A 22,215-nucleotide genomic window follows, 5' to 3' on the forward strand; every position below is an offset into this window, starting at 1 on the left:
TAAACCTAATTGAATTTGTTGGATAAAGATGGACTTACGGAAAGCGAATTTTTGGAGCAGTACAGTGCAGGGGGGTACGAGCGGCCTTCGGTAACGACAGATATGGTAATTTTCACTGTGACGGAAGAGGAAGCTGACAATTATCGTAAACTGGCGGAAAAGAATCTACGTGTCCTGCTTATTCGCAGAGGAGGTCACCCTTTCTTAGGTAAATGGGCGCTGCCTGGCGGATTTGTCCGGCTGAATGAGACGACTGAGCAGGCAGCAGTAAGAGAGTTACGAGAGGAAACCGGTGTAGAAGATGTTTATTTGGAGCAGTTATATACATTCAGTGATATTGGACGCGACCCACGAACCTGGGTGATAAGCTGCAGCTATATTGCTCTAATCAATAGCGCCAAGTTGGAGCTGAAGGCGGGGGATGATGCGTCAGACGCTGCCTGGTTCAATATATCCTATCGGCTGCTACGAGAGAATAAAGAGCTGATTGAGGACGGTTATATCAAGACGCTAGAGTATGAACTCAAACTTAGCGGTGAAGAAGAAGAACTTTCGGCAATCATAACGAGGATTATGACCGTGAAGGCTACATCGACTAACACGAATTATGAAATCGTATCGAATGACGGATTAGCCTTCGACCATGCGAAAATCATAGCATGTGCTATTGAGCGGTTGCGGGGAAAAGTGAATTATACTAATATTGCACTTCACTTAATGCCAAAGTTTTTTACCTTAACGGAACTGCAGCAGGTTTATGAGGTAATTATGGATAAAGAGCTGTTGAAGGCGGCATTCCGGCGTAAAGTGGCCGATCTTGTTACAGAAACCAATCATTACACCGAAAATGCGGGACATAGGCCATCCCGCTTGTATCGGAGAAAACTGTTAGATTAACGATGACTTACAATATCAATGAGTAGAGCATATTACAAGGGAAAAAGTACAAATTCATGTTTTTCGGGTACATACGTCGCTTAAGGATGGGAGTGTCGACGAAAACTACTTCAATTCAATAGTGGATGTGCCCGTTCACGGTTATAAAGGGAACGCAGTAACCCTGCGCCGAGCAGTTTATAATGACTGAAATGTAATGTTGTTCGGTAATGACGAAATGTTGGAGTCCATCCTTAAAGCTGAGCATCCAAATAAGATGAAGACTTTAGGACGTGCGGTCCATAGCTTTGACAAGATTTAGCGTACTCGAATAAAAGATAAACGAGTATGGTCTGAAGGAGTGCGCTATCAGATTTCATTATTGATAGAAAAACCATTCAGAAATGAATACTACAAGAAGCGATAAGTGGTAAAATCCAGTGTTAAATTAAGTATAAAAATCTAGGGTGGGGAGAGAAAATACTTATGGGCAAGAAAAAAAAGTCCTTACCAAAAAATTTCGATGAATTAATTGAAGCAGGCGACATTTCCGTGTTAAAAGAGGTATTCATCAAATGCGAGTTGGATGCCCGAGGCGGCTACAGTAAATCAACAGCCTTGAGCTGTTTCAATATACCAAATGAATTGGTCCGCTGGCTCGTAGAACAGGGGGCCGATATAAATGCTAGAGATAATTACGAAAGAACGCCTCTACATAAACATGCGATAAGTTGGTGCGGTCATACTGAATTGCTAATTGATTTGGGTGCAGACATAGAAGCTTTTGATTATCAAAACGAGACACCTTTGTTTGCCGCCGCAAGTACTTTTAAGCCAGATGCAGTTCGTACGTTGGTTTCTAAAGGAGCAAATATCAACGCGGAGAATAAAATGAAACAGACCCCATTAGAAAAAGCGTTGGCTATGTGTAGAAACATGAATATTTTCGATATGACGGAAGTAGCTGATATTTTGCTTGATGCAGGAGCCACTGTAACCCCGAAAATGCAAGACTCGATTAAGCGAATCGGAAACGATTTTGAATTTCATAGAGAAGGCTTCAATAAAGAATATTTAAATCAAATAGATGAGGCACTATTATGTCTATATGAGCTATTTGATGTTCCTCCGGTTGGGAAACGAAAGATTCACGATGGCGTTTCTCCAATAGTTGTATCCACTAAGGGGTGGCAGGCGCAACATCATGAACTCTGGAGTTTACTAATTCCTTCAAAAGGACATGCGAACACCGTGCAGGGTGAGGTGATCCGTATTACAGGTAAAGTATCATATGAAATTTTAGATAACGGGGGCATCAACTGGGATAATCAATATCGTAAGATGATCAATAGTTTGAACCATTATTTTAGCTTGGGTACGCCATTACATCCAGATGCTCTTCAGGAGGTAGTCCCATTAACGAAAAAACTTCAAAGCGGCAATGGAAGTGATGAACCTGCGAGATTATGCGAACTGGCAGTGCATTGGGTACTCAGCAATTCGAATCCTATTGCTATGGATCAGCCCGACTATAGGCGGTAACTTATGATCCACTACCTTTAAGATAGGGAGGATAGTTGAACTAAGTAGCTTATTGAAGAACATAAATAGCAATTGGGGTGAATAAGATCTCACATATTTCAGAAATAGGTTTAGAAGAGCTGAATAAACTGGTCGAATATCTAGGTTTTTTCCAAAGATTCGACGCATTGATTAGTGTAGAGGAAAAAAGAGATAGGCTTGAATGTGAAGAAATTCAAGAATTTCATAAGGAATTATGTAATACAGGATTTATCATTGTGTTTGATTGGAAGAGTTGGTTAAATCAAAATGAAATTTATAAATATATAGAAAACGATATAGAAGAGCATGTAATGAAAGCAGATTTAGATACGCTTCGAAAATTGATGACAAGTTATATACGTGGAGATCGATTTACGGAAGGACTATTCAACGCCGTAATAATAAATGGACATATAACTAAAATACTAACTAGACTTAGAGAATTTATAGATAGACATAAGTGAGTGTTTTGCAAGCGGATGGCAGCCGGAAAGTCTTCGCACTGTTTCAAAATTACTCACCGCAAAGGGACAAGTTCGCTCAAGGATGGAGGTAGGATATATGAATGAAATAAACATAAAAATGGAAACATATTTTAAAACAAAGGATATTGCTAAACGTAATGTCTTATTAAAGCAATTTGTGTTTGACCTTCCAAAGGACGGAAAGGAATTTTTTCTAAAAGCATATAAAAAAGAGCGTTATTTGGATATGCGTCTGACTGCAATTAGAGGATATGCTGCCTTTGCTAGCGAAAAAGAAGTTGCCACATTAATGAATAAGATGTTGGAAATATTAATAAAGCGCTCAGAAAGAACACCATATAATTATGAGGAATATGAAATCTTGCGCTCTACTTTTTTGATGCCCTATCTGCTGGAGAAATATCCCTATGACTGTTTCGAAAAATTTAATGTACAGTTAGAGAAACAGTTCGATGCCATGCCTGAAGTTTTCAAAGGAATTTTCACCTGCAACGAGAAAGGTGAACATATCCAACTAATTCCTCCTGCAATTGTACGGAAACAAATTGAAGATTTCCTGCGTGGGTGATAAAAAGGCATCATGTAATAATTACATAAATAAATCAATTATCGAACTGAGGTTTCATATGGTACCAAATCAAAACAAATTGAGAGTAATTAAGACCGTTGCTGAAAAAAACTTAGTTTCTATAATGAATGATACTAAGTGGCGAGAACTCCAAGATGCAGTTATAAATAATTTGCTATTTCCGCCGCCATACCAAGCTAAGTATTTGTTAGAAGATATATTACACCCGGAAGAATTTGAATCAGATGTTTGGTATTGGGGAGATTGGAAAGAGGGAATTGAACCATTCTACCATGTGGAATGGATCAGAGTAAGGCCAAAATATTTGAAACATCGTGGTCGCCTCGTATCTCCGGAATTAATCGATATTACAGATGATTTTATCAAACTATTAAAGGAATTATCGATTCCATATCAACTAGATGATGATACATATTATATTTACGGGTACATATCAGATACAAGCATACTAACATTATAGGCCCTACAGAAATATGAATGGGAGAGCAAAGCGATCAAAAGTACGGAGCTTGCTTAGAAAAAGAAGTTATATTGGTAGCTTCTAATAGAAACGAAATCTATAACAAGGCTGAGTGAAAAGGTATATTATATAGTTTCTGCTTTGCCGTAGCTGTACGTTGATTTTAAGTAACTGGATATATCCTATCTCACCTAATATAGAAGATGGCCTGGAGAAAAACCGCCACTGAATAAAGAAGAGCTCGCTTTAAAAGTGAGCTCTCTTCATTATTAGGCATGAACCTCGTCAGCAACTTAATCAGAGATTAAGCTTCTTTTAACTTATTAATTATTTCCTTTGCATATAAATCTGTAAATCGAATACTCCCTTGTTCCTGTATAATTCGTCCTTCGTCGATGCGATAATCAAGCCAATCTGTAATAAAAGAGGGAGCATAACCTCCTGTACCGAATTCACCACCAAATGCGATTATGTTTTCATAGGTTGATACATATTGATCCCGAGTAGTGTTCGGATAGGACTTTGTATATAACCAAAACTGCACATCATACATGTCATATGATAATTTATCTGCATGTAAAGCAAAATAGCCTTTCTCTTCTACAATGTTTGTACATATGCTGCGGATTTTCTGTTCAACCTGTTCCACTTCGTTTACTTGGGAGCACAATTCATCCAGCAAAGCAGAAAATTTGCCATGTGCGACTTTATCCAAGGCTATTTCTCTGTCTTCTTCAGAAGTATCATATTGTTCTTCGCTAACTAATCCTTTGATAAACTCTTCGAAATTTTCAGCGAGGAAGGTAATCTCATAATCATCTTCTTGATCGACATGAACTACTTCAGGTTCACCGTCTTTACCACAGGCTCGATAGTCTAACATCACGACATCATGACCGGCTGAAGGACAATCACAAATCACTACCCCAATGTCTGGATATCCCCATTCTTCGATCATAAACGTACTGCCCAGATCTCCGCACAATGAATAGCTTTTCTCGCGTCCGATACCCATAATACCCGTAATTGCAATATGATTTTCCGCCCAGGAAGTTGGTTCCTCTGTAGGAAAGCAAGTGTTCCTCGGCACCCCGCCATTCTCCTGCTTCATTAGATGAATATAAGAGGAGGGGAGCTTATAACCAAGTTCTTTCTCTATGGAATCGATTAGTTCGCTCGTGGGTGGTTCAGATTGATAGGCTTCTCTTGCATATTCGCTGTCCTCCCAGAAAGCAGTTAGAGACATATCTGTAAAAGGAATCTTCTTCACTGCAGAACCTCCTTGCTCCAGATAAGCTTTTTTCTTGGCAAGCCGAAGTTTTTCTCTTTTTTGTTTCTCCGCTTTTTGTAAAAAGTACTTTGTATTTTGATCGTCAGGCTCTAGTTGGTCAGAACTGACGAAAGCTTGAAGCGCTTCCTCAAATCGTCCCAAGTGATAAAGAGCAAAACCTACCCGATAATGCCATAAAAAATCCTCTTTGCCAGCCTCAGAAATTTTCTCGAATTGATCGAGTGCTGTTTCGTAAAGTCCCAAATTGTTGTAGGCTCTCGCCAAACGGCTGATCACTTCATAGTTTCGTTCTTCTTCAGGAATCGCTATAAGCGAATCTACAATTCGTTGGTGTTCGTTTGCTTCATGCCACTCATTTAATTGGTCAATAAGTCTTTGTTCCATTTCTACCTCCAAATGATTATTTTTTAAATAACTTCATAAGTATCTGGTAGTCTCTACCTTTAAATAGTAACATCTATGAATGATGGATTCTAGAACTTTCCATATGTTACAATTACGCTGAAGTTATACCTTGATCAATTGGATTTGCATGATACGAAGCACCAACGATTGAACCCTTATATGGTGTAGTTGTTGGAGACGAGTTATGGATCGTGTACGATGAAGGTACGAAAGAAGCCATGATTATTAATTATTCTATAAGATAGCTTGAAAACTATAGCTATAATGGAGTCCAATAAGCCTGTCGCTTAAGTGTGATGAATTATTGTATAAAGGTAGAATAAATATGTATATAACATTTTCCACACAATTTAAGTGAAGACCCAGTAATACTAGCATTAAAAGGAGACGCAATTGAAAAAGTCCCTTCCCATGTGCATTAGAAGGGACTTTTTAGATAAAAAAAGATATGAGATTAAAGTATCGTTAAAAATGTTTAAAAAATATCTTTTAGAGGTTGAATATTATTAAATTTCCTTTATAATAAAAAAGAAGATAATTTTGGTCTTCGTAAATACATAAGTCTCAGTAGCTCAGCTGGATAGAGCAACGCCCTTCTAAGGCGTCGGTCGGGAGTTCGAATCTCTCCTGGGACGTAATTGAAAAAGCAGTAAACGTTGAAAATCAACGTTTACTGCTTTTTCTAATTTAAGAATAATTGTTCATTAGCAAATCATCGAATTCCATTAGTTCTATCACGAATCGATTGTTCATATATTCATTTAACTTCATTTGTGCAAATATTCAAAATATGGTGTTATATAAATAAGTTATCCTTTATAATAAATAAATGATGTAATTTTCGTTTATTTTAAGCAAAACACTAAGTTGAAACATAGTAAATCTAATACTTAATGATAGTAAGAGAGGAGAAAAACTTTATTATGAAGACAATTTATACGAACGGTAATATTTATACGATGAATCCTCAGGAACCGATGGTACAATCCATTGTTGCAGAGAATGAAAGAATTCTAGACATGGGCACACATGATGACATGCTTCTTCAATGGGGAAGAAATGAAGCAAATATAATCGATTTAGATGGTAAAACGGTAGTCCCCGGTTTAATAGATAGTCATCTTCATATTTCAAGTGTAGGCATAAATTCGCAAGAGCTAGATCTCACTGGTGTGAAGTCCAAGGATGACCTCTTAGCAGCGATTAAAGAAAAGGCAATATCATTGCAACCGGGCGAATGGATATTAGGCCGCGGCTGGGATGAAAATATTTTCCCGGATAAACAGATACCGACAATACAAGAATTGGACTATGTAGCACCATTCTGTCCACTTTTCTTGCCTAGAATATGTGGACATGCTTTTTTGGTCAATAGCAAAGCATTCATGCAAAGTGGCTACCATTCTGAAATGTCGATACCTTATGGGGGCACGGTCGTCTTGGATCCGTCTAGTAAAAGACCAACTGGTTTGTTACTTGAAACTGCTTCTACAATCATTACAAAACATATACCTAAAAAAAGCTATAGTCAGCTTAAAAGTGCTTTAAAAATGGCATTACAAGATGCCGTAAGTCTTGGGTTAACGGGCATTCATACAAACGATCCCAATTATTTGGGTGGGGCCATTCAGACTTATAAGCTTTTTGATGAACTCGTTAATGAAGAAGGTATTGGACCGAGAAGTAATTTGTTGATTGACTACGATTATTTAGAAGAACTGACTGCATCGGGGATGTATGCAGGATACGGAAATAATAAGGTGATGATTGGGGCGATAAAACTTTTTGCGGATGGAGCTTTAGGTGGGAGAACAGCGCTTCTTGCCCAACCATACGAAGATTCTGCTGAAAACTTCGGAAGTGCTATGTATGACAATGAAGAACTTTATCGTATTTTCCATGATATTAGAAAAAACAATATGCCTGCCGCTATTCATACGATCGGAGACCAAGCATTGATAAATGTGTTAGACGCACTAGATCAATTCGAACCTGCGAAAATCCGCGATCGACTTATACATGTATCAGTTTTAAATAAGAACTTAATAAATAGATTGAAAACTCCTCATCGTATAGCGGACGTTCAACCGAAATTTGTCCCTAGCGATTACCCTTGGATTGTGGAGAGGTTGGGAGACGAAAGAGCTAATTTCTCTTATCCATTTAAAGCCCTTTTACAAGCTGGTGTATTGTGTGCCGGTGGTTCGGATGCGCCAATTGAGCCATTAACCCCCCTCCTTGGTATCCATGCGGCTGTGACGCGTAAGAAAATAGGAGAAAGGCACAATGGATATAATGAACAAGAAAGATTGTCTATGTACGAGGCTATTCAATTATTTACATTAGGAGGTGCGTACGCAACTAACGAAGAGACAGAAAAAGGAACACTCGAAAGAGGGAAACTGTGTGATTTGACAATTTTGTCCGAAAATCCATTTACAATGGAAGATGCAGATGAGCTTTTGACTACCAACGTTGAAATGACGGTTATAGGAGGAGAAATAAAGTACCAGAGATAGGGAGAAGCATTAAATGATAGCAGTGACAATAATAAATAAGGGGGGTACATGAAAGTGGATACCATACTAGAAACAATTGTTGGATGGTTATGGGGATTACCACTAATTTTCACTGTTTTATTCGTTGGACTATACTTTACAATAGGTAGCAAGCTATTTCAGTTCGGTTATTTACCTCATATTTTTAAACAGACTTTTGGAAAAGTATTTTCTAAAAGAGACAAATCGGAGGATTCAAAAGGAATATTAACTCCTTTCCAAGCAGTTAGTACGGCAATCGGTGGTAGTGTTGGGGTTGGGAATATTGGAGGCGTGGCAACAGCCATTGCAATTGGTGGTCCAGGTGCTGTTTTTTGGATGTGGCTCACTGCTCTTCTTGGTATGATCACCAAAACGGTGGAAGTAACATTATCCGTTTACTATCGAAATACGGATGAACAAGGAAATCCATATGGTGGTCCAACTTACTATATGGAAAAAGGTCTTGGTGAGGAAAAGAAGTTCAAGTATTGGAAAGTCCCAGCAATTCTTTTCGGTTTTGGAATATTTACAACGTTTTTTATTACATTGCAAAACTACACCATATCTGAGGCTTTAAGTTCCACATTTAATATTGGAATGATACCCGCATCTTTTATCTATTTAACTCTCATATATATTATTATTTATGGGGGCATTAAGCGGATCGGTGAAATTGCTAGTAGGCTAGTTCCCTTTATGTGCATGTTTTATGTTTTAGCAGGACTATTTATTATTTTCAAAAATTATTCTGAAATTATCCCCGTATTCTCTTTAATATTTGATAGCGCATTTTCGGGGATGGCAGCTGTTGGTGGTTTTACTGGAGCGGTTATTGCTCAAGTGATTCGCATGGGTGTAGCAAGGGCGGTGTATAGTAATGAGGCAGGATGGGGTACTTCTCCGATGATTCATTCAACTGCCAAAACGAATCATCCTATTAAGCAAGGAATGTGGGGAGCAGTTGAAGTTTTTGTAGATACGATAATCGTCTGCTCTATAACCGCCTTTACTATTATTATTACTGGAGTATGGTCATCTGGTTTAGACGGTGCAGCATTGACTTTATCTGCATTTGAAATAGGAATTGGTGAATTTGGACGCTATATTATAACCATATCTATTTTCTTATTCGGCCTGACCACTTCCACTGGATGGTATACGTATTATGAAATATTGCTCAGACATATGTTCAAAGATGAAAAGAGAATTACGTTGAAATATAAAATACTTACATTCTTTAAGTGGTTATACCCAATTCCAGGGTTGTTAATGGTAGTATACGCGGTTATGTATAATCTTCCTGGAAAAGCAGTTTGGTATTTTGCGGATATTACAACAGCTATTCCGACATTTATAAATTTAGTTGTTATTTTAATATTGAGTAAAAAATTCTTTGAATTACTTAGGGATTATAAAGCTAGGTATTTAAATATCGGAACCATTGATCCAAACTTCAGTGTGTTTTACGAAGATAAAAGGAAGAAGCAAAAAGATAAGTAGAAGTGTTCCCTTAACTAAACAGTGCAAGTTTAAATAGACTCCTGGATCCAGTTGAAACTTTGAAAAGTTTTCAGCTGGATCTTTTATATTTTCTAAGTCTTTTAGCTTGAAAGTTGATTATCTTAAAAAATATTAATTTAGAATGTTTAATTCTATTATCGTTGGGAATATAAAGAGTAAGCTTGATTACAAGCTTGATAAAAATTAAGAGGAGGAATTTTGTAATGGCTAACAAGCAAAACAATCGCAACAGAAACAATGATGGAAGCATGACTGTAGAAGAAGCGGGACGTAAAGGCGGAGAAGCTACCTCCAAAAATCATGATCGTGAATTCTACGAGGAAATCGGCCGCAAAGGTGGAGAAGCGACTTCCAAAAATCATGATCGAGATTTTTATGAAGAAATTGGATCAAAAGGCGGAGAAGCGCGGAGCAATCAACGCGACAACGACAATAATGATAGCGATGGTAAAATGAGCAGAGAAGAAGCAGGTCGCAAAGGCGGAGAAGCACGTAGTAAACAACGTGGAAATAAGAAAGATAACGATTAATTTAATAGAACTACCCTATACACTCAACTAAATATGTAGTTAAAAGAAAGACACGCTTAATCGGTTTTCGATTAAAGCGTGTCTTTTTTTTATGAATAAATGTATATGTTCATCAGTTTTCATCATTTTTCTGGAGTCGCCGCCTCTCACTACAATCAATCATATGTGTGGTGCATGGTAATCCCTGTTGTATTCATAGTGGAATAATTATAGCGAATAGTAAGTGATTCTAAATAGAGAAGATGGGGTGCTACCGAAATTGTATCTTCGGTCACTTCTTCAAAAGGTAGGAAAGTGTTGCTTCTCTTCTTCCAAAGAGCAGTACTAAACCAGCTCAAAGGTCTTCGAAAACGATAGATACAGGTTTTGATCTTAAAGGGCTCTTGCGCCTTTCTTATTGCAGAGGAATCTATCAGATACAGATTTTAAGAAGAGTAGATTTAACTAACTACATAAATATAATCAGTTCATTGCAGTTCTAAAAAAGCAGAGTAAATTTATTTAAAAATCAGTGCTTCTTCGTTGTAATCACATTAATATTGTTATATATTTATTTCTGTTGAAAAAATGAGTTAATTAGAATTCACATTTTATCATATACTTTAAAAAGGTTTTTACATCAGATGTGAGGAGAAGAAGACGAATAAATGAAAAATAAATACAATGAGAAATACATTCATTGGTTGATCCGTTCGACTATGCAAGCTGTCGGAATGGACGTGGAACTAAAACAGGATAACTCTGGCGTGAACATGAGTTATAATTTCATTGGAGATTATGTTGGATTTGATGTGGAAAGGTTGTTAGAAGTATGTAATGAAATGCAGACACCTATTTCACTTGAAATATATATTAAAATAATTACAATGCATGAATTAGGTCATGCGATAGACCGTGACGCATTATTAGCTACATTAACCCGGACACTTGAGATTTTTGATACAAAGAAAAGCCACTCGTTATATGAACTTTATAATAATATAGACTTGCTTAACATGCTCATTGAGGAGCATGAGATGAATATTATTTTTGAAGAAACGGCATGGGAAAATGCCCAAAAGCTTAACAAAGAATTTAATTTGGTGGACGAGGAAATCTTTGAGGTCGTTAAATCTCATAGTCTTGCAACCTATAAAGATCTATATGCAGAAGATTTGCATATATATGAAGAACTTATTGCTTTACAAAATGTACAAATTGCTTAGGGCTACTTTGTAAAGTACTATATAAATAAATTGCCAACCGGATAGTAAATTTCCGGTTGGCTTTTCTTAAAGAGAAGAAAATTGATACATACAATCATTCAATTCATTCACTCATCGAGTATGAAACGACTTTTTCCCCTCATTAACAAAAGCATTTTGTCTCCCAACATACCAAATGGCATTATGCGGTATGAATACCCTTAAAGTAGCATACATGTAGTCTTGGGCTTTTCTTAATTATAAAAATGCAACCATCCTTCATGAATGCCTCCTGCAAATTGCTTGGTAGCTCGGTAAAGAAGAGGGTGATTATCCATCTCAACTAGTTCCTTCTGAGCATTTCCTACTACGACAGAAGGATAGTCAAGAGAAAGCATATCTAAATCATTTCCCGAATCTCCCGCAATCAATATTTGAACATTGTCTTTAAAGTAATTCTGAAGAGTATAAACCAACGCTTCTCCTTTCCCACTATTTAGAGGAAGTATATCCACATCTCGATTAGAACTATAGACGAATTTATGTGGAATGTTATTTTCAAATAATGCGTTTTTAAACTCTTTCACTATTTCTTCATTCTGATGTATGGTAAAAGAAATTCGATCATCAGTAGGAAGAGCCTGTCTTTTAAGAAGTGGAAACTTTTCGGATATTTTAATTATTTCATTGGGATCCCAATTACTTTTCATTTTTTCTGTCCATGCCTTTTCTTCCGACAAACTTGGCGATGTATAGATAGCAGTACCAATATCGGTAATAAGAACATCCGGCTTCGGTAATTTTTCTTCTAATATTAAAGTGGAAGCAGATGCTAGGTGTCTGCCTGTAATATAGACAAGTGCTATTTGAAGAGATGATTCTTCAAAATGCTGTAATAATGCGCAAAGTGCGGAATTATCACCCACAAGTGTACCATCTAAGTCAGTTGCCAAAACGAAATTTTTTTCTCTCACCAATAACCACCTCGTATAAAGCATCCATTCTTTTAGCTAAAATAGACCAGTTAAATTCTCGGTTTGCAAAAGCTGCAGCACTTCTTCCGAGTTTTTTTGAATAGTTTCTATTAGAAAGTACTGTTTTCATCGCTTGAGCTAAATTATTTTCATCTCCTTTTTCAGTATGCAATCCGGTAACCCGATTTTTTACCACATCTATTAAGCCACCCACTTTTGAGGCAATGACTGGACAACCACAAGCTTGAGCCTCTGCAGCAACCATACCAAATGATTCGTAGAAAGAAGGCACTACTACAGCAGTAGCATTATTAAAGACGGAAGCAAGTTGCTTTTGTGATTTTGCTCCAAGAAAGTCAATCTTATCTTCCAAGCCTGTAATAGCAGCCTTCAACTTTTGATCTTTTGGTAGTTTGTTAGGAAAATCGATACAATCTGAATCACCGCCTGCTATAACAAGTTTCGTTGTGTGGTGAATATCGTATTTTTCTACGAGTAAACGAAAAGCATCTATCAACGTGTAAATTCCTTTTGTAGTTTGTAATCTTCCTGCGAAAGCGAAATATGGATCAATTGTTTCCTTGTTTTTAATACGGAATGGACGGAAAGCTCTATCTACTCCGATAGGGATGATTTTTATCGAAGAAGGATTCTCAACAAAACTTTTTATCAGGTTTTTTTCGTTTTTAGTTGTAGCTACAATAGAATCAGCCGAACTTAATATCATTTTTTCGGTATAGAGTCTTATAGGTTCGTTAACTCCCGTTGCTGACTCTTTAGCAATTCCTAAAGAATGATTTGTGTGAACCCATGGTATATGGTAATCAGCTTTTACAAAAGAACCTAGAAGTCCTGATAACCAATAATGAGTATGGATGATATCGTAATTCCAAAGAGGCAGGATGGTCGCCATCTCTTCATAGAAAGCGGGTAATAAATGATATAATTCATTTTTAGGGACGTACGTTCTTTTTCCTGCTCCTATTCGAATAACTCGACATGAATGTCCGAAATTTTCTATAGGAGGATCAAGGGGATTACTCCAATGTGTAACCACATCTACTGTGTTTCCCTCATTTTGGAGTGCCAAAGCGAGTTGTTTTACATAATTATTTTGGCCGCCAGCTTGCTCACTGCCTAAGGGCGCCAAAGGATCTCCGTGATCTGAAATAAACAATATATTCTTATTCATAAGACATTTCCCCTTTCGTAAGTTTTTAATCTACTAAATTAGGTTAATAAACTACAATACCCGATTTCTGAAAAGTTAAACATATTTATGTTTTATTTTGTAGAATTAGGGAATATAGAGTCATAAAGAAAGAGGGAAACTTAATGGAATTAAAAACTAGGAAAACGTTAGATCCGTTAATCGTATTTATAAAAGTAATGGTAGCGTTCTTCATATCTAAATTAACTACAAAAAAACAGAAAAAAAGAATTGTGTTAGTAGGGGGTAATTTAGGAGAGAAGTATGAAGATAATGCCTCCGTGTTTCACCGCTATTTAATAGAACATTATAGTGAAGAGATGGATATACATTGGATGTATGATCCGAAAACAACTTATATTAAAGAACTATGTATACCAAATGCCGTTGCGTTAGGAAGCTTTCGAAATTATCTACTGTTTTTTAAAGCTGATTATTCAATCCACGGTCATTCCATTGCTTATGATGTTGCACCTTCCATAGACAAATACATATTCTTGAACAAAAGAACGATGATGATCCATATCAGTCATGGAATCGAATGCTTTAAAAAGATTCTTATCCAAAAAGAAGATATACCATTATTGGCTCGATGCAACTACTTTAATTGTGCATCACAGTATGAAAAGAATATTAAGCTTCATGAGTGGGGAATACCAGAAGAGAAGCTATTAGTAACGGGAATGGCACGATTCGATCGTTTTGGCCCAAATAGACCATCTAAAGAAGTAAAGCATATTCTAGTCATGTTCACTTGGCGAGAGTGGCTTTTTGAATTATCGGAAGAAGAGTTTTTAAATAGTAACTATTTCCGTTCTACTCTAGAGATTTTTCAAAATAAACGAATGGAAGAATTAATTTCTAGTTATGATTTACATTTAAAAGTCTTGTTGCATCCTTTTATGAAGAAATTCGAGCATCATTTTAAGGAAATGGATATTAGTAGTGGTAAGGTGGAGTTTTATAGTTTTGATGAGATATCCATAGGTGATGAGATTATAGAAGCTGATATGTTGCTTACGGATTATTCCAGCATTTCGTGGGATTTTCTATACATGAATAAACCTATTATCTTCTTTACTTTTGATCAAGAGGAATTTTTAAAGATGAGAGGCTCTTATTTAGATCTGGATAAAGATTTATATGGCTATAAAGCTAATACAATAGAAGAAGTGAATGAGTATATGTCGCATATAATAATATATGGAAATCCTGTAAATCCGTTTTATAAAAATGCCTCAGACTATATAGAATTCTTTGACAAAAATAACTGTGAAAGGCTTAGTATGGAAATTTTCAGAAGAAAAAGTTAATAAGATATAGAAATAAAAAGTAAAATGATATAGTATATAGGTATATATGGTAAAGGCAGGGGAGGAAAATGAAAAAAAAACATCATGTTCCCAAAAGCAAAGAAAATGTTATTTTCTTTCCAGGAATGGTTGAAAAATTGATCACGGATGGACTGGCATTTGCAGAAAGTAATAATTATACAAAAGCTGCAGAATGCTTTGACCAAGCGCGTAAATATATAGAGTTAGATGATACGATATTAAGTGTATATGTGCTTACTCTGTTGGAAACAAACCGTCAAATAGAGGCAAAAATAATATGCGAGGATTTAATGAAGAACAGATCATCTTCTTTTGAACAAATTGTAGAATTATATTTAACAATTTTACTTGACTTAAAGGATTACAAGGAAGTAGATAAAGTATTAAATACACTATTAGTAGATGCAAGATTTACAAACGATCGAAAGAAGAATTTCCTACAATTAAAAGAATTGAGCGGGCGACTTGCAAGAGAACAGGAAAGTCTATTAGCCTCTGAAAATGTAGATATACCGAATGTGGATAAAGATAAATTTACAATAGAAGAGTTTGTAATTCTTAATATAAGGGAACAAGAGAAAATACTGCAGGATTCCTTCCACAGAGATATATCAGAAGTAATACCAAATATAATTGCAATAGTCGAAAGTAAGCGAGTGTCTCCAACTATACGAACACTTGCATTTCTCCTTCTTGGTTCAAAAAATGTAGCAACAGAAATAACGATTGAAAAATTTGGTTTAAAAGAAAAGGTAAGTCCCGTTTCTCCTCCAAGCCTTAACGCGGTAACTCGAATAGAAGCTGTTACAAGACATATTCAAGACATTTTAGAAAAAGACCCTTCTAAATTGCAGTTAGCAGGTGGGTTAGTACATAGTCATGCATATGCATTATTTCCATTCGATTGGTTAGGATATACCAATGAAGCAGTTGCACAAGCATACGTAAATTTTGTGGAGACGTTATTTGGTAATGAATGTGACCAAACGAATGAGTTGTATGAATTGATTAGATTATTGGAAGATTCGACAGACGAAGCGGAGGATGAATAGTGTTGAAAGTCTATTCATCTATGCTATAATATACAAGTTGTCGATATAATTAGTGAAAAATGGTCCTGTTTTTAAAAAAACAGGCTGCTAAATTATTGTAATTTATTTTTTGGAGGTAGAATAAATGTCAGTTAAATGGGAAAAACAAGAAGGAAATAATGGTTTATTAACAGTAGAAGTTGCTGCTGATGTAGTAGCGAACGGGTTAGATCAAGCGTTTAAAAAAGTTGTAAAACAAATTAATGTACCTGGTTTCCGTAAAGGAAAAATGCCACGTCAAATGTTCGAAAAAATGTACGGTGTAGAATCTTTATACCAAGATGCACTAGATTATATTCTTCCACATGCTTATTCTGCTGCAGTAGATGAAGCGGATATCGATCCTGTAGATCAACCAGAAATCGACATCGTAACAATGGAAAAAGGACAACCGTTAGTATTTACTGCGAAAGTTGTTGTAAAACCAGAAGTTTCACTTGGAGATTACAAAGGTTTAGAAGTAAACAAATTAGATGAAACTGTTACGGATGAAGAAATCGAAGAACAACTGAAAAGCCAACAAACTCGTTTAGCTGAGTTAGTAGTAAAAGAAGATGCAATCGTTGAAGGTGATACAGCTGTAATCGACTTCGAAGGATTTGTAGACGAAGTAGCCTTTGAAGGAGGAGCAGGTACTGATTATGCATTAGAAATCGGTTCAAACTCTTTCATTCCAGGATTTGAAGAACAATTAGTTGGTGTAAAAACTGGCGAATCTAAAGATGTAGAAGTAACTTTCCCAGAAGAATACCATGCAACTGAATTAGCTGGTAAACCTGCTGTTTTTAAAGTTACTGTTAAAGAAGTTAAAGGAAAAGAACTTCCTGAACTAAACGATGACTTTGCAAAAGAAGTAGATGAAGAAGTTGAAGGAATCGAAGCATTACGTACTAAATTAAAAGAAGTTACAGCTGAAGAAAAGAAACAATTATCTGCTCAAACTCTTCGTGATGAGTTAGTAGAAAAAGCAGCAGCTAATGCTACTATCGATATTCCAGAAGCAATGGTTAAGTCAGAAACGGACCGTATGTTACAAGAATTTGGTCAACGTTTAGAACAACAAGGGATGAATTTAGATCTTTACTATCAATTCTCTGGTCAAGATGAAGCTGCTTTACGTTCACAAATGGCAGAAGATGCGAAAACTCGTGTAAGAGTTTCTTTAACTCTTGAAGCAATCGCTGAAAAAGAAGAACTTACAGCTACTGAAGAAGATGTAAATGCAGAACTTGAAAAAATGGCTGCACAATTTAATATGTCTGCTGAAGACATTAAGAAAGCACTTGGCGGTACAGAAGTTCTTGAAAATGATCTTCGTTTCCAAAAAACTGTTGAGTTCTTAGTAGAAAACGCTAAAATTTCATAATTTGCTCGAAAAAGCGTAAGCGTCTATTGGTTGTCAGAGACTTGACGCTGAAATTGAACAGACAATGATTAAAAAGGTTTAAACTTTCTTATTCAGACTTGATAGCGTTATAATATAAAACAGGGTACAGCGAAGTGTCTGTGCCTTGTTTTATACCATACATAAAGTATTTCTGGTATATAAAACATAGAAAAACGTATTATTTGATTACTTGGATAGAATCTTGTAAGATAATTGCTTGAATAGGGGTGAATATTTTGTTCAAATTCAATGATGAAAAAGGGAACTTAAAATGTTCTTTTTGTGGCAAACCACAGGAACAAGTTCGTAAATTAGTTGCAGGACCAGGCGTTTATATTTGTGACGAATGTATCGATTTATGTTCTGAAATTGTAGAAGAAGAGCTTGGAATCGAAGAAGAAGTAGAATTTAAAGAAGTTCCTAAACCAAAAGAAATTTTAACTATTTTAGATGAATATGTAATTGGTCAAGAAAGAGCAAAAAAATCACTGGCTGTTGCTGTTTATAACCATTACAAACGCATCAATTCAAATAGCGTAATCGATGAAGTGGAATTATCCAAATCAAATATAGTATTAATTGGACCTACAGGTAGCGGTAAAACATTACTAGCCCAGACTTTAGCTCGTATTTTGAACGTACCATTTGCAATTGCAGATGCTACTTCTTTAACGGAAGCTGGATATGTTGGAGAAGATGTGGAGAATATTCTTTTAAAACTTATACAGTCTGCTGACTACGATGTAGAACGCGCAGAAAAAGGGATCATTTATATTGACGAAATAGATAAAGTAGCACGTAAATCTGAAAATCCTTCAATTACTCGTGATGTTTCAGGTGAAGGTGTTCAACAAGCACTTTTAAAAATATTAGAAGGTACAGTTGCTAGCGTTCCACCACAAGGCGGTCGTAAGCATCCACACCAAGAATTCATTCAAATCGACACAACGAATATTTTATTTATCGTTGGTGGGGCATTTGACGGTATTGAACAAATCATTAAACGTCGTTTAGGCGAAAAAGTAATCGGATTTGGAGCAGATCCAAACAAAGTTGAAGTGGAAGCAGGTTCTGTGCTTGCCCAGTTAATTCCCGAGGACTTATTAAAGTTTGGACTAATACCAGAGTTTATTGGTCGTTTACCAGTACTTGCTAGTCTAGAACAATTAGACAATAAAGCACTTGTACAAATATTAACAGAACCTAAAAATGCGCTTGTGAAACAATATCAAAAAATGATTGAGTTGGATAATGTAAAGCTTACATTTGAAGATGATGCATTAATTGAAATTGCTAAAGAAGCAATTGAGCGTAAAACAGGTGCACGTGGGCTACGTTCCATTATTGAGAATATTATGTTGGATGTAATGTATGAACTACCATCGCGTGAAGACATTGTGGAATGTGTTATTACGAAAGAAGCTATTACAGAAAAAGCACGTCCTAAACTTTTGTTAGAAGACGGCACTGAAGTAGGAAAAGATAACGAAAAAACATCGGCTTAACTCGATGTGGAAATAAGCTGGCTTCCAATCTGCGCGTGCTTAGCGCAAGCAAGGATGTCAGCTTTTTCTTCTTATATGCACTTTCCTAGAAATGAAAACCTATGTAGAACAATGGATTGTATGTTTAATGCAGATCCGGACAGAATAAGTTGGAGGTGACTTCCCAAAATGGCAAAGAAAAATGAGACGTACTATCCCGTATTACCTCTTAGAGGATTGTTAGTTTACCCAACAATGGTTCTTCATGTAGATATAGGACGAGAGCGTTCAATCGCAGCATTAAACGAAGCAATGCTACGTGAAGAAAAATTGTTTTTATCTGCACAACGAGATATGACATTAGAAAAACCGGCTATAGAAGACCTATACGATGTTGGCGTTATTGCGAGCGTAAAACAAATGGTGAAGCTTCCGAACGGAACTATGCGTGTATTAGTAGAAGGATTACAACGCGCAATATGGGATGATTATAAAGAAACAGATACGTTTGATGAAGTAACTGTGTCTGCTTATATTGAACCTGAAAAAGCAGATCAGGAAGACGAAGCACTCATGCGTACGTTACTACATAATTTTGAAAAATATTCAAAATCATCTAAGAGCGTGTCGGAAGAAACGTATAATTCAGTTGTGGATATTGAGGAACCAGGTCGATTAGCTGACATGGTAGCTTCCCACTTACCTTTGAAAATTTCCGGTAAACAAGAAGTTTTGGAGATAATGGATGTAAAAGAACGATTAGAAGTTCTAATTGGTCGATTATATAATGAACAGGAAATATTAAATTTAGAAACGAAAATTAATACCCGTGTAAAACACGCAATGGAAAGAACGCAAAAAGAGTTTTATCTAAGAGAACAGATGAAAGCTATTCAAACAGAGCTAGGAGACAAAGAAGGTAAAACTGGTGAAGTAGTAGAACTGAAAAAACGAATTGAAGAAGCTGGTCTCCCTGAAATTACGAAAAAAAATGTATTAAAAGAATTAGATCGTTACGAAAAACTGCCAACCCAAGCTCCCGAAAGTGGCGTTATTCGAAACTATTTAGAATGGATTGTTTCTATTCCTTGGTCAAAATCAACGGAAGACCAACTTGATATTAAGCGTTCAGAGCAAATTTTGGATCGTGATCATGAAGGATTAGAGTCAGTTAAAGAGCGAGTTTTAGAATATTTAGCAGTTCGTCAACTTACTAAATCGTTGCGTGGACCGATACTTTGTTTAGCTGGCCCTCCAGGGGTTGGAAAAACTTCTCTTGCGAAATCTATTGCTGAATCATTAGGTAGAAATTTCGTCCGAATTTCATTAGGTGGGGTTCGAGATGAATCGGAAATTCGTGGACATCGTAGAACATACGTAGGGGCGATGCCAGGTCGAATTATACAAGGAATGAAAAAAGCAGGGACAATAAATCCATTATTTTTATTGGATGAAATTGATAAAATGTCCAATGACTTTAGAGGTGACCCTTCAGCTGCCATGCTAGAAGTATTAGATCCTGAGCAAAATAATACATTTAGCGATCATTATATTGAAGAGACGTATGATTTATCAAATGTTTTATTTATCGCTACAGCGAATGACTTGAGTACCATTCCTGGTCCGTTGCGAGATCGTATGGAAATCATTTCAATTGCGGGGTATACAGAAATTGAGAAGCTTTCTATTGCTACCAATCATTTGTTACCGAAACAATTAAAAGAGCATGGTTTAACAAAATCGCAGCTTCAAGTAAAAGATGAGGCTATTTTGGATGTTATTCGATACTATACACGCGAGGCGGGTGTACGAAGTTTAAATCGTGTACTAGCAAATGTATGTAGAAAAGCAGCACTTCAAATTGTGTCAGGAGATAAAAAACGTATATCTATTACAACTAAAAATCTAGAAGATACAATCGGAAAACGAAAATTTCGATATGGACAAGCAGAAACCGAAAACCAAATAGGTGTGGCGACGGGACTAGCATATACAACGGTCGGTGGAGATACTTTACAAATTGAAGTATCCTTATCAGCAGGTAATGGAAAACTCCAACTAACTGGTAAGCTTGGAGACGTGATGAAGGAATCTGCCCAAACTGCATTATCTTATGTTCGTTCAAAAGCAGAAGAATTCGGGATTGATCCCTCTTTCCATGAAAAACAAGATATTCATATACATGTTCCAGAAGGGGCGGTTCCAAAAGATGGACCTTCCGCAGGAATTACAATCGTTACTGCACTCGTATCTGCTTTATCACAGCGTCCAATTAGACGTGAAGTCGGTATGACCGGTGAAGTAACCCTCAGAGGTAGAGTTTTACCAATCGGAGGATTAAAAGAAAAAACATTAAGTGCACATCGCGCAGGTTTAACAACTATTATTTGTCCACAAGACAATGAACGCGATATTGAAGATATTCCTGAAAGTGTTCGTGAAGTATTAACATTTCATTTTGTTTCCGATGCTCAAGAGGTGCTTCAATTGGCATTGGAGGAGGCAAAATAGTGAAAATCAATAACGTAGAACTACTTATTAGTGCAGTAAGACCAGCTCAATACCCGGAAGGTGATTTACCAGAATTTGCACTTGCAGGACGGTCAAATGTAGGGAAATCATCATTTATCAACAAAATGATTGGTCGAAAAAGCATGGCTCGAATTTCTTCCAAACCAGGAAAAACACAAACATTAAATTTTTATAAATTAGAAGAAGATTTACTATTTGTGGATGTACCAGGATATGGGTATGCAAAAGTTTCTAAGTCAGAACGTGCGGCATGGGGAAAAATGATTGAAACGTACTTCACATCACGAAATGTGTTAAAAGCTGTAGTCCTTATAGTCGATTTAAGACATCCACCAACATCGGATGACTGCATGATGTATGACTTTTTGAAGCATTATAATATACCTTGTATCGTGGTTGCGACAAAAGCAGACAAAATTCCAAAAGGTAAGTGGGACAAGCATAAAAAAATCGTCAAAGAGGAATTGCAAATGGAAAAAGGCGATCCGCTTGTCGTATTTTCTTCCGAAACTGGACTTGGATTTGATGCTGCCTGGGCAGAAATTGAAAGTAGAATGTTATAAGGATGGTTATGTAGGGTATGATAACCTTACATAACTTTTTTTGTGCTAATTTTCTGCATATTTCGCCTTTAAGCAGTTGGCTTGTAATAGACAAGGTTGTTTGTTAATATTATTTTATAATCATTCTAATTAAGATTTCATAGCTTGTTCACAAATGCATGTAAACCATGAGAAAAGCTATGATATAATTGGACTT

18 protein-coding genes and 1 tRNA gene are annotated in these 22,215 nt (G+C 36.3%); 16 read left to right on the plus strand and 3 right to left on the minus strand.

Annotated features, from left to right (window positions below):
- Positions 1 to 9 precede the first annotated feature (9 nt).
- From FS486_RS09030 to FS486_RS09050, 5 genes are all read left to right on the plus strand, one after another.
- The gene (locus FS486_RS09030; RefSeq protein WP_144511005.1) at positions 10 to 897 is read left to right on the plus strand and encodes an NUDIX hydrolase; all 888 of its coding nucleotides are present in this window, start codon (positions 10 to 12) and stop codon (positions 895 to 897) included.
- A gap of 465 nt (positions 898 to 1,362) precedes the next feature.
- Entirely contained in the window at positions 1,363 to 2,418 is a 1,056-nt protein-coding gene (locus FS486_RS09035) for an ankyrin repeat domain-containing protein (RefSeq protein ID WP_144511006.1), read from the plus strand.
- A 77-nt stretch (positions 2,419 to 2,495) separates the two neighbouring features.
- On the plus strand, positions 2,496 to 2,903 hold the full coding sequence (locus FS486_RS09040; RefSeq protein ID WP_144511007.1) for a DUF6508 domain-containing protein: 408 nt from the start codon (positions 2,496 to 2,498) through the stop codon (positions 2,901 to 2,903).
- Positions 2,904 to 3,000: 97 nt separating this feature from the next.
- Positions 3,001 to 3,492, plus strand: coding sequence for a hypothetical protein (locus tag FS486_RS09045; protein ID WP_144511008.1), 492 nt, complete (start codon positions 3,001 to 3,003; stop codon positions 3,490 to 3,492).
- A 58-nt stretch (positions 3,493 to 3,550) separates the two neighbouring features.
- On the plus strand, positions 3,551 to 3,973 hold the full coding sequence (locus FS486_RS09050) for a DUF6678 family protein (RefSeq protein ID WP_144511009.1): 423 nt from the start codon (positions 3,551 to 3,553) through the stop codon (positions 3,971 to 3,973).
- A gap of 304 nt (positions 3,974 to 4,277) precedes the next feature.
- Here FS486_RS09050 and FS486_RS09055 read toward each other — a convergent pair whose 3' ends face one another.
- The gene (locus FS486_RS09055; RefSeq protein WP_144511010.1) at positions 4,278 to 5,648 is read right to left on the minus strand and encodes an SMI1/KNR4 family protein; all 1,371 of its coding nucleotides are present in this window, start codon (positions 5,646 to 5,648) and stop codon (positions 4,278 to 4,280) included.
- Positions 5,649 to 6,230: 582 nt separating this feature from the next.
- On the opposite strand from FS486_RS09055, the gene FS486_RS09060 reads away from it, so the two are divergent.
- The 5 genes from FS486_RS09060 (at position 6,231) to FS486_RS09080 (ending at position 11,465) form a co-directional block, all read left to right on the plus strand.
- Positions 6,231 to 6,304 (plus strand) — tRNA-Arg (locus FS486_RS09060).
- A gap of 288 nt (positions 6,305 to 6,592) precedes the next feature.
- Positions 6,593 to 8,188, plus strand: a complete 1,596-nt coding sequence (locus FS486_RS09065) for an amidohydrolase (protein WP_144511011.1) — start codon at positions 6,593 to 6,595, stop codon at positions 8,186 to 8,188.
- Between the two features lie 48 nt (positions 8,189 to 8,236).
- On the plus strand, positions 8,237 to 9,709 hold the full coding sequence (locus FS486_RS09070; protein WP_144511012.1) for an alanine/glycine:cation symporter family protein: 1,473 nt from the start codon (positions 8,237 to 8,239) through the stop codon (positions 9,707 to 9,709).
- A 224-nt stretch (positions 9,710 to 9,933) separates the two neighbouring features.
- Positions 9,934 to 10,260, plus strand: a complete 327-nt coding sequence (locus tag FS486_RS09075) for a KGG domain-containing protein (RefSeq protein ID WP_144511013.1) — start codon at positions 9,934 to 9,936, stop codon at positions 10,258 to 10,260.
- Positions 10,261 to 10,907: 647 nt separating this feature from the next.
- Complete coding sequence (locus FS486_RS09080) at positions 10,908 to 11,465, plus strand: integrase (protein WP_144511014.1); 558 nt, start codon at positions 10,908 to 10,910, stop codon at positions 11,463 to 11,465.
- Positions 11,466 to 11,698: 233 nt separating this feature from the next.
- On the opposite strand, the gene FS486_RS09085 is transcribed toward FS486_RS09080, so the two are convergent.
- Positions 11,699 to 12,418: an HAD family hydrolase gene (locus FS486_RS09085; RefSeq protein ID WP_260858064.1), complete on the minus strand. Its 720-nt coding sequence runs from the start codon at positions 12,416 to 12,418 to the stop codon at positions 11,699 to 11,701.
- The gene (locus tag FS486_RS09090) at positions 12,387 to 13,610 is read right to left on the minus strand and encodes a glycosyltransferase (RefSeq protein WP_144511016.1); all 1,224 of its coding nucleotides are present in this window, start codon (positions 13,608 to 13,610) and stop codon (positions 12,387 to 12,389) included. The genes FS486_RS09085 and FS486_RS09090 overlap by 32 nt, the downstream gene beginning before the upstream one ends.
- A gap of 143 nt (positions 13,611 to 13,753) precedes the next feature.
- On the opposite strand from FS486_RS09090, the gene FS486_RS09095 reads away from it, so the two are divergent.
- The 6 genes from FS486_RS09095 (at position 13,754) to yihA (ending at position 22,019) form a co-directional block, all read left to right on the plus strand.
- On the plus strand, positions 13,754 to 14,941 hold the full coding sequence (locus tag FS486_RS09095) for a CDP-glycerol glycerophosphotransferase family protein (protein WP_144511017.1): 1,188 nt from the start codon (positions 13,754 to 13,756) through the stop codon (positions 14,939 to 14,941).
- A gap of 68 nt (positions 14,942 to 15,009) precedes the next feature.
- Positions 15,010 to 16,014: a hypothetical protein gene (locus FS486_RS09100; protein WP_144511018.1), complete on the plus strand. Its 1,005-nt coding sequence runs from the start codon at positions 15,010 to 15,012 to the stop codon at positions 16,012 to 16,014.
- A gap of 124 nt (positions 16,015 to 16,138) precedes the next feature.
- The gene (gene tig, locus FS486_RS09105; protein WP_144511019.1) at positions 16,139 to 17,419 is read left to right on the plus strand and encodes a trigger factor; all 1,281 of its coding nucleotides are present in this window, start codon (positions 16,139 to 16,141) and stop codon (positions 17,417 to 17,419) included.
- A gap of 257 nt (positions 17,420 to 17,676) precedes the next feature.
- Positions 17,677 to 18,945, plus strand: a complete 1,269-nt coding sequence (gene clpX, locus FS486_RS09110; RefSeq protein ID WP_144511020.1) for an ATP-dependent protease ATP-binding subunit ClpX — start codon at positions 17,677 to 17,679, stop codon at positions 18,943 to 18,945.
- 168 nt (positions 18,946 to 19,113) lie between these two features.
- Complete coding sequence (lon, locus tag FS486_RS09115; RefSeq protein WP_144511021.1) at positions 19,114 to 21,435, plus strand: endopeptidase La; 2,322 nt, start codon at positions 19,114 to 19,116, stop codon at positions 21,433 to 21,435.
- Positions 21,435 to 22,019: a ribosome biogenesis GTP-binding protein YihA/YsxC gene (gene yihA / locus FS486_RS09120; protein ID WP_144511022.1), complete on the plus strand. Its 585-nt coding sequence runs from the start codon at positions 21,435 to 21,437 to the stop codon at positions 22,017 to 22,019. Before lon ends, yihA begins: the two co-directional genes overlap by 1 nt.
- Positions 22,020 to 22,215 lie beyond the last annotated feature (196 nt).

Source organism: Bacillus sp. FJAT-22090 (genome assembly GCF_007676755.1).
In the GTDB taxonomy this organism is placed as follows: domain Bacteria; phylum Bacillota; class Bacilli; order Bacillales_A; family Planococcaceae; genus Psychrobacillus.

Bases quoted from the DNA above. Each gene is read 5' to 3' on its own strand.
- FS486_RS09050 (WP_144511009.1), top strand. From the start codon at position 3,551: ATGGTACCAAATCAAAACAAATTGAGAGTAATTAAGACCGTTGCTGAA.
- FS486_RS09055 (WP_144511010.1), bottom strand. From the start codon at position 5,648: ATGGAACAAAGACTTATTGACCAATTAAATGAGTGGCATGAAGCAAAC.
- FS486_RS09090 (WP_144511016.1), bottom strand. From the start codon at position 13,610: ATGAATAAGAATATATTGTTTATTTCAGATCACGGAGATCCTTTGGCG.
- FS486_RS09065 (WP_144511011.1), top strand. From the start codon at position 6,593: ATGAAGACAATTTATACGAACGGTAATATTTATACGATGAATCCTCAG.
- FS486_RS09080 (WP_144511014.1), top strand. From the start codon at position 10,908: ATGAAAAATAAATACAATGAGAAATACATTCATTGGTTGATCCGTTCG.
- FS486_RS09075 (WP_144511013.1), top strand. From the start codon at position 9,934: ATGGCTAACAAGCAAAACAATCGCAACAGAAACAATGATGGAAGCATG.
- FS486_RS09095 (WP_144511017.1), top strand. From the start codon at position 13,754: ATGGAATTAAAAACTAGGAAAACGTTAGATCCGTTAATCGTATTTATA.
- FS486_RS09100 (WP_144511018.1), top strand. From the start codon at position 15,010: ATGAAAAAAAAACATCATGTTCCCAAAAGCAAAGAAAATGTTATTTTC.
- tig (WP_144511019.1), top strand. From the start codon at position 16,139: ATGTCAGTTAAATGGGAAAAACAAGAAGGAAATAATGGTTTATTAACA.
- FS486_RS09045 (WP_144511008.1), top strand. From the start codon at position 3,001: ATGAATGAAATAAACATAAAAATGGAAACATATTTTAAAACAAAGGAT.
- FS486_RS09035 (WP_144511006.1), top strand. From the start codon at position 1,363: ATGGGCAAGAAAAAAAAGTCCTTACCAAAAAATTTCGATGAATTAATT.
- lon (WP_144511021.1), top strand. From the start codon at position 19,114: ATGGCAAAGAAAAATGAGACGTACTATCCCGTATTACCTCTTAGAGGA.
- FS486_RS09070 (WP_144511012.1), top strand. From the start codon at position 8,237: ATGAAAGTGGATACCATACTAGAAACAATTGTTGGATGGTTATGGGGA.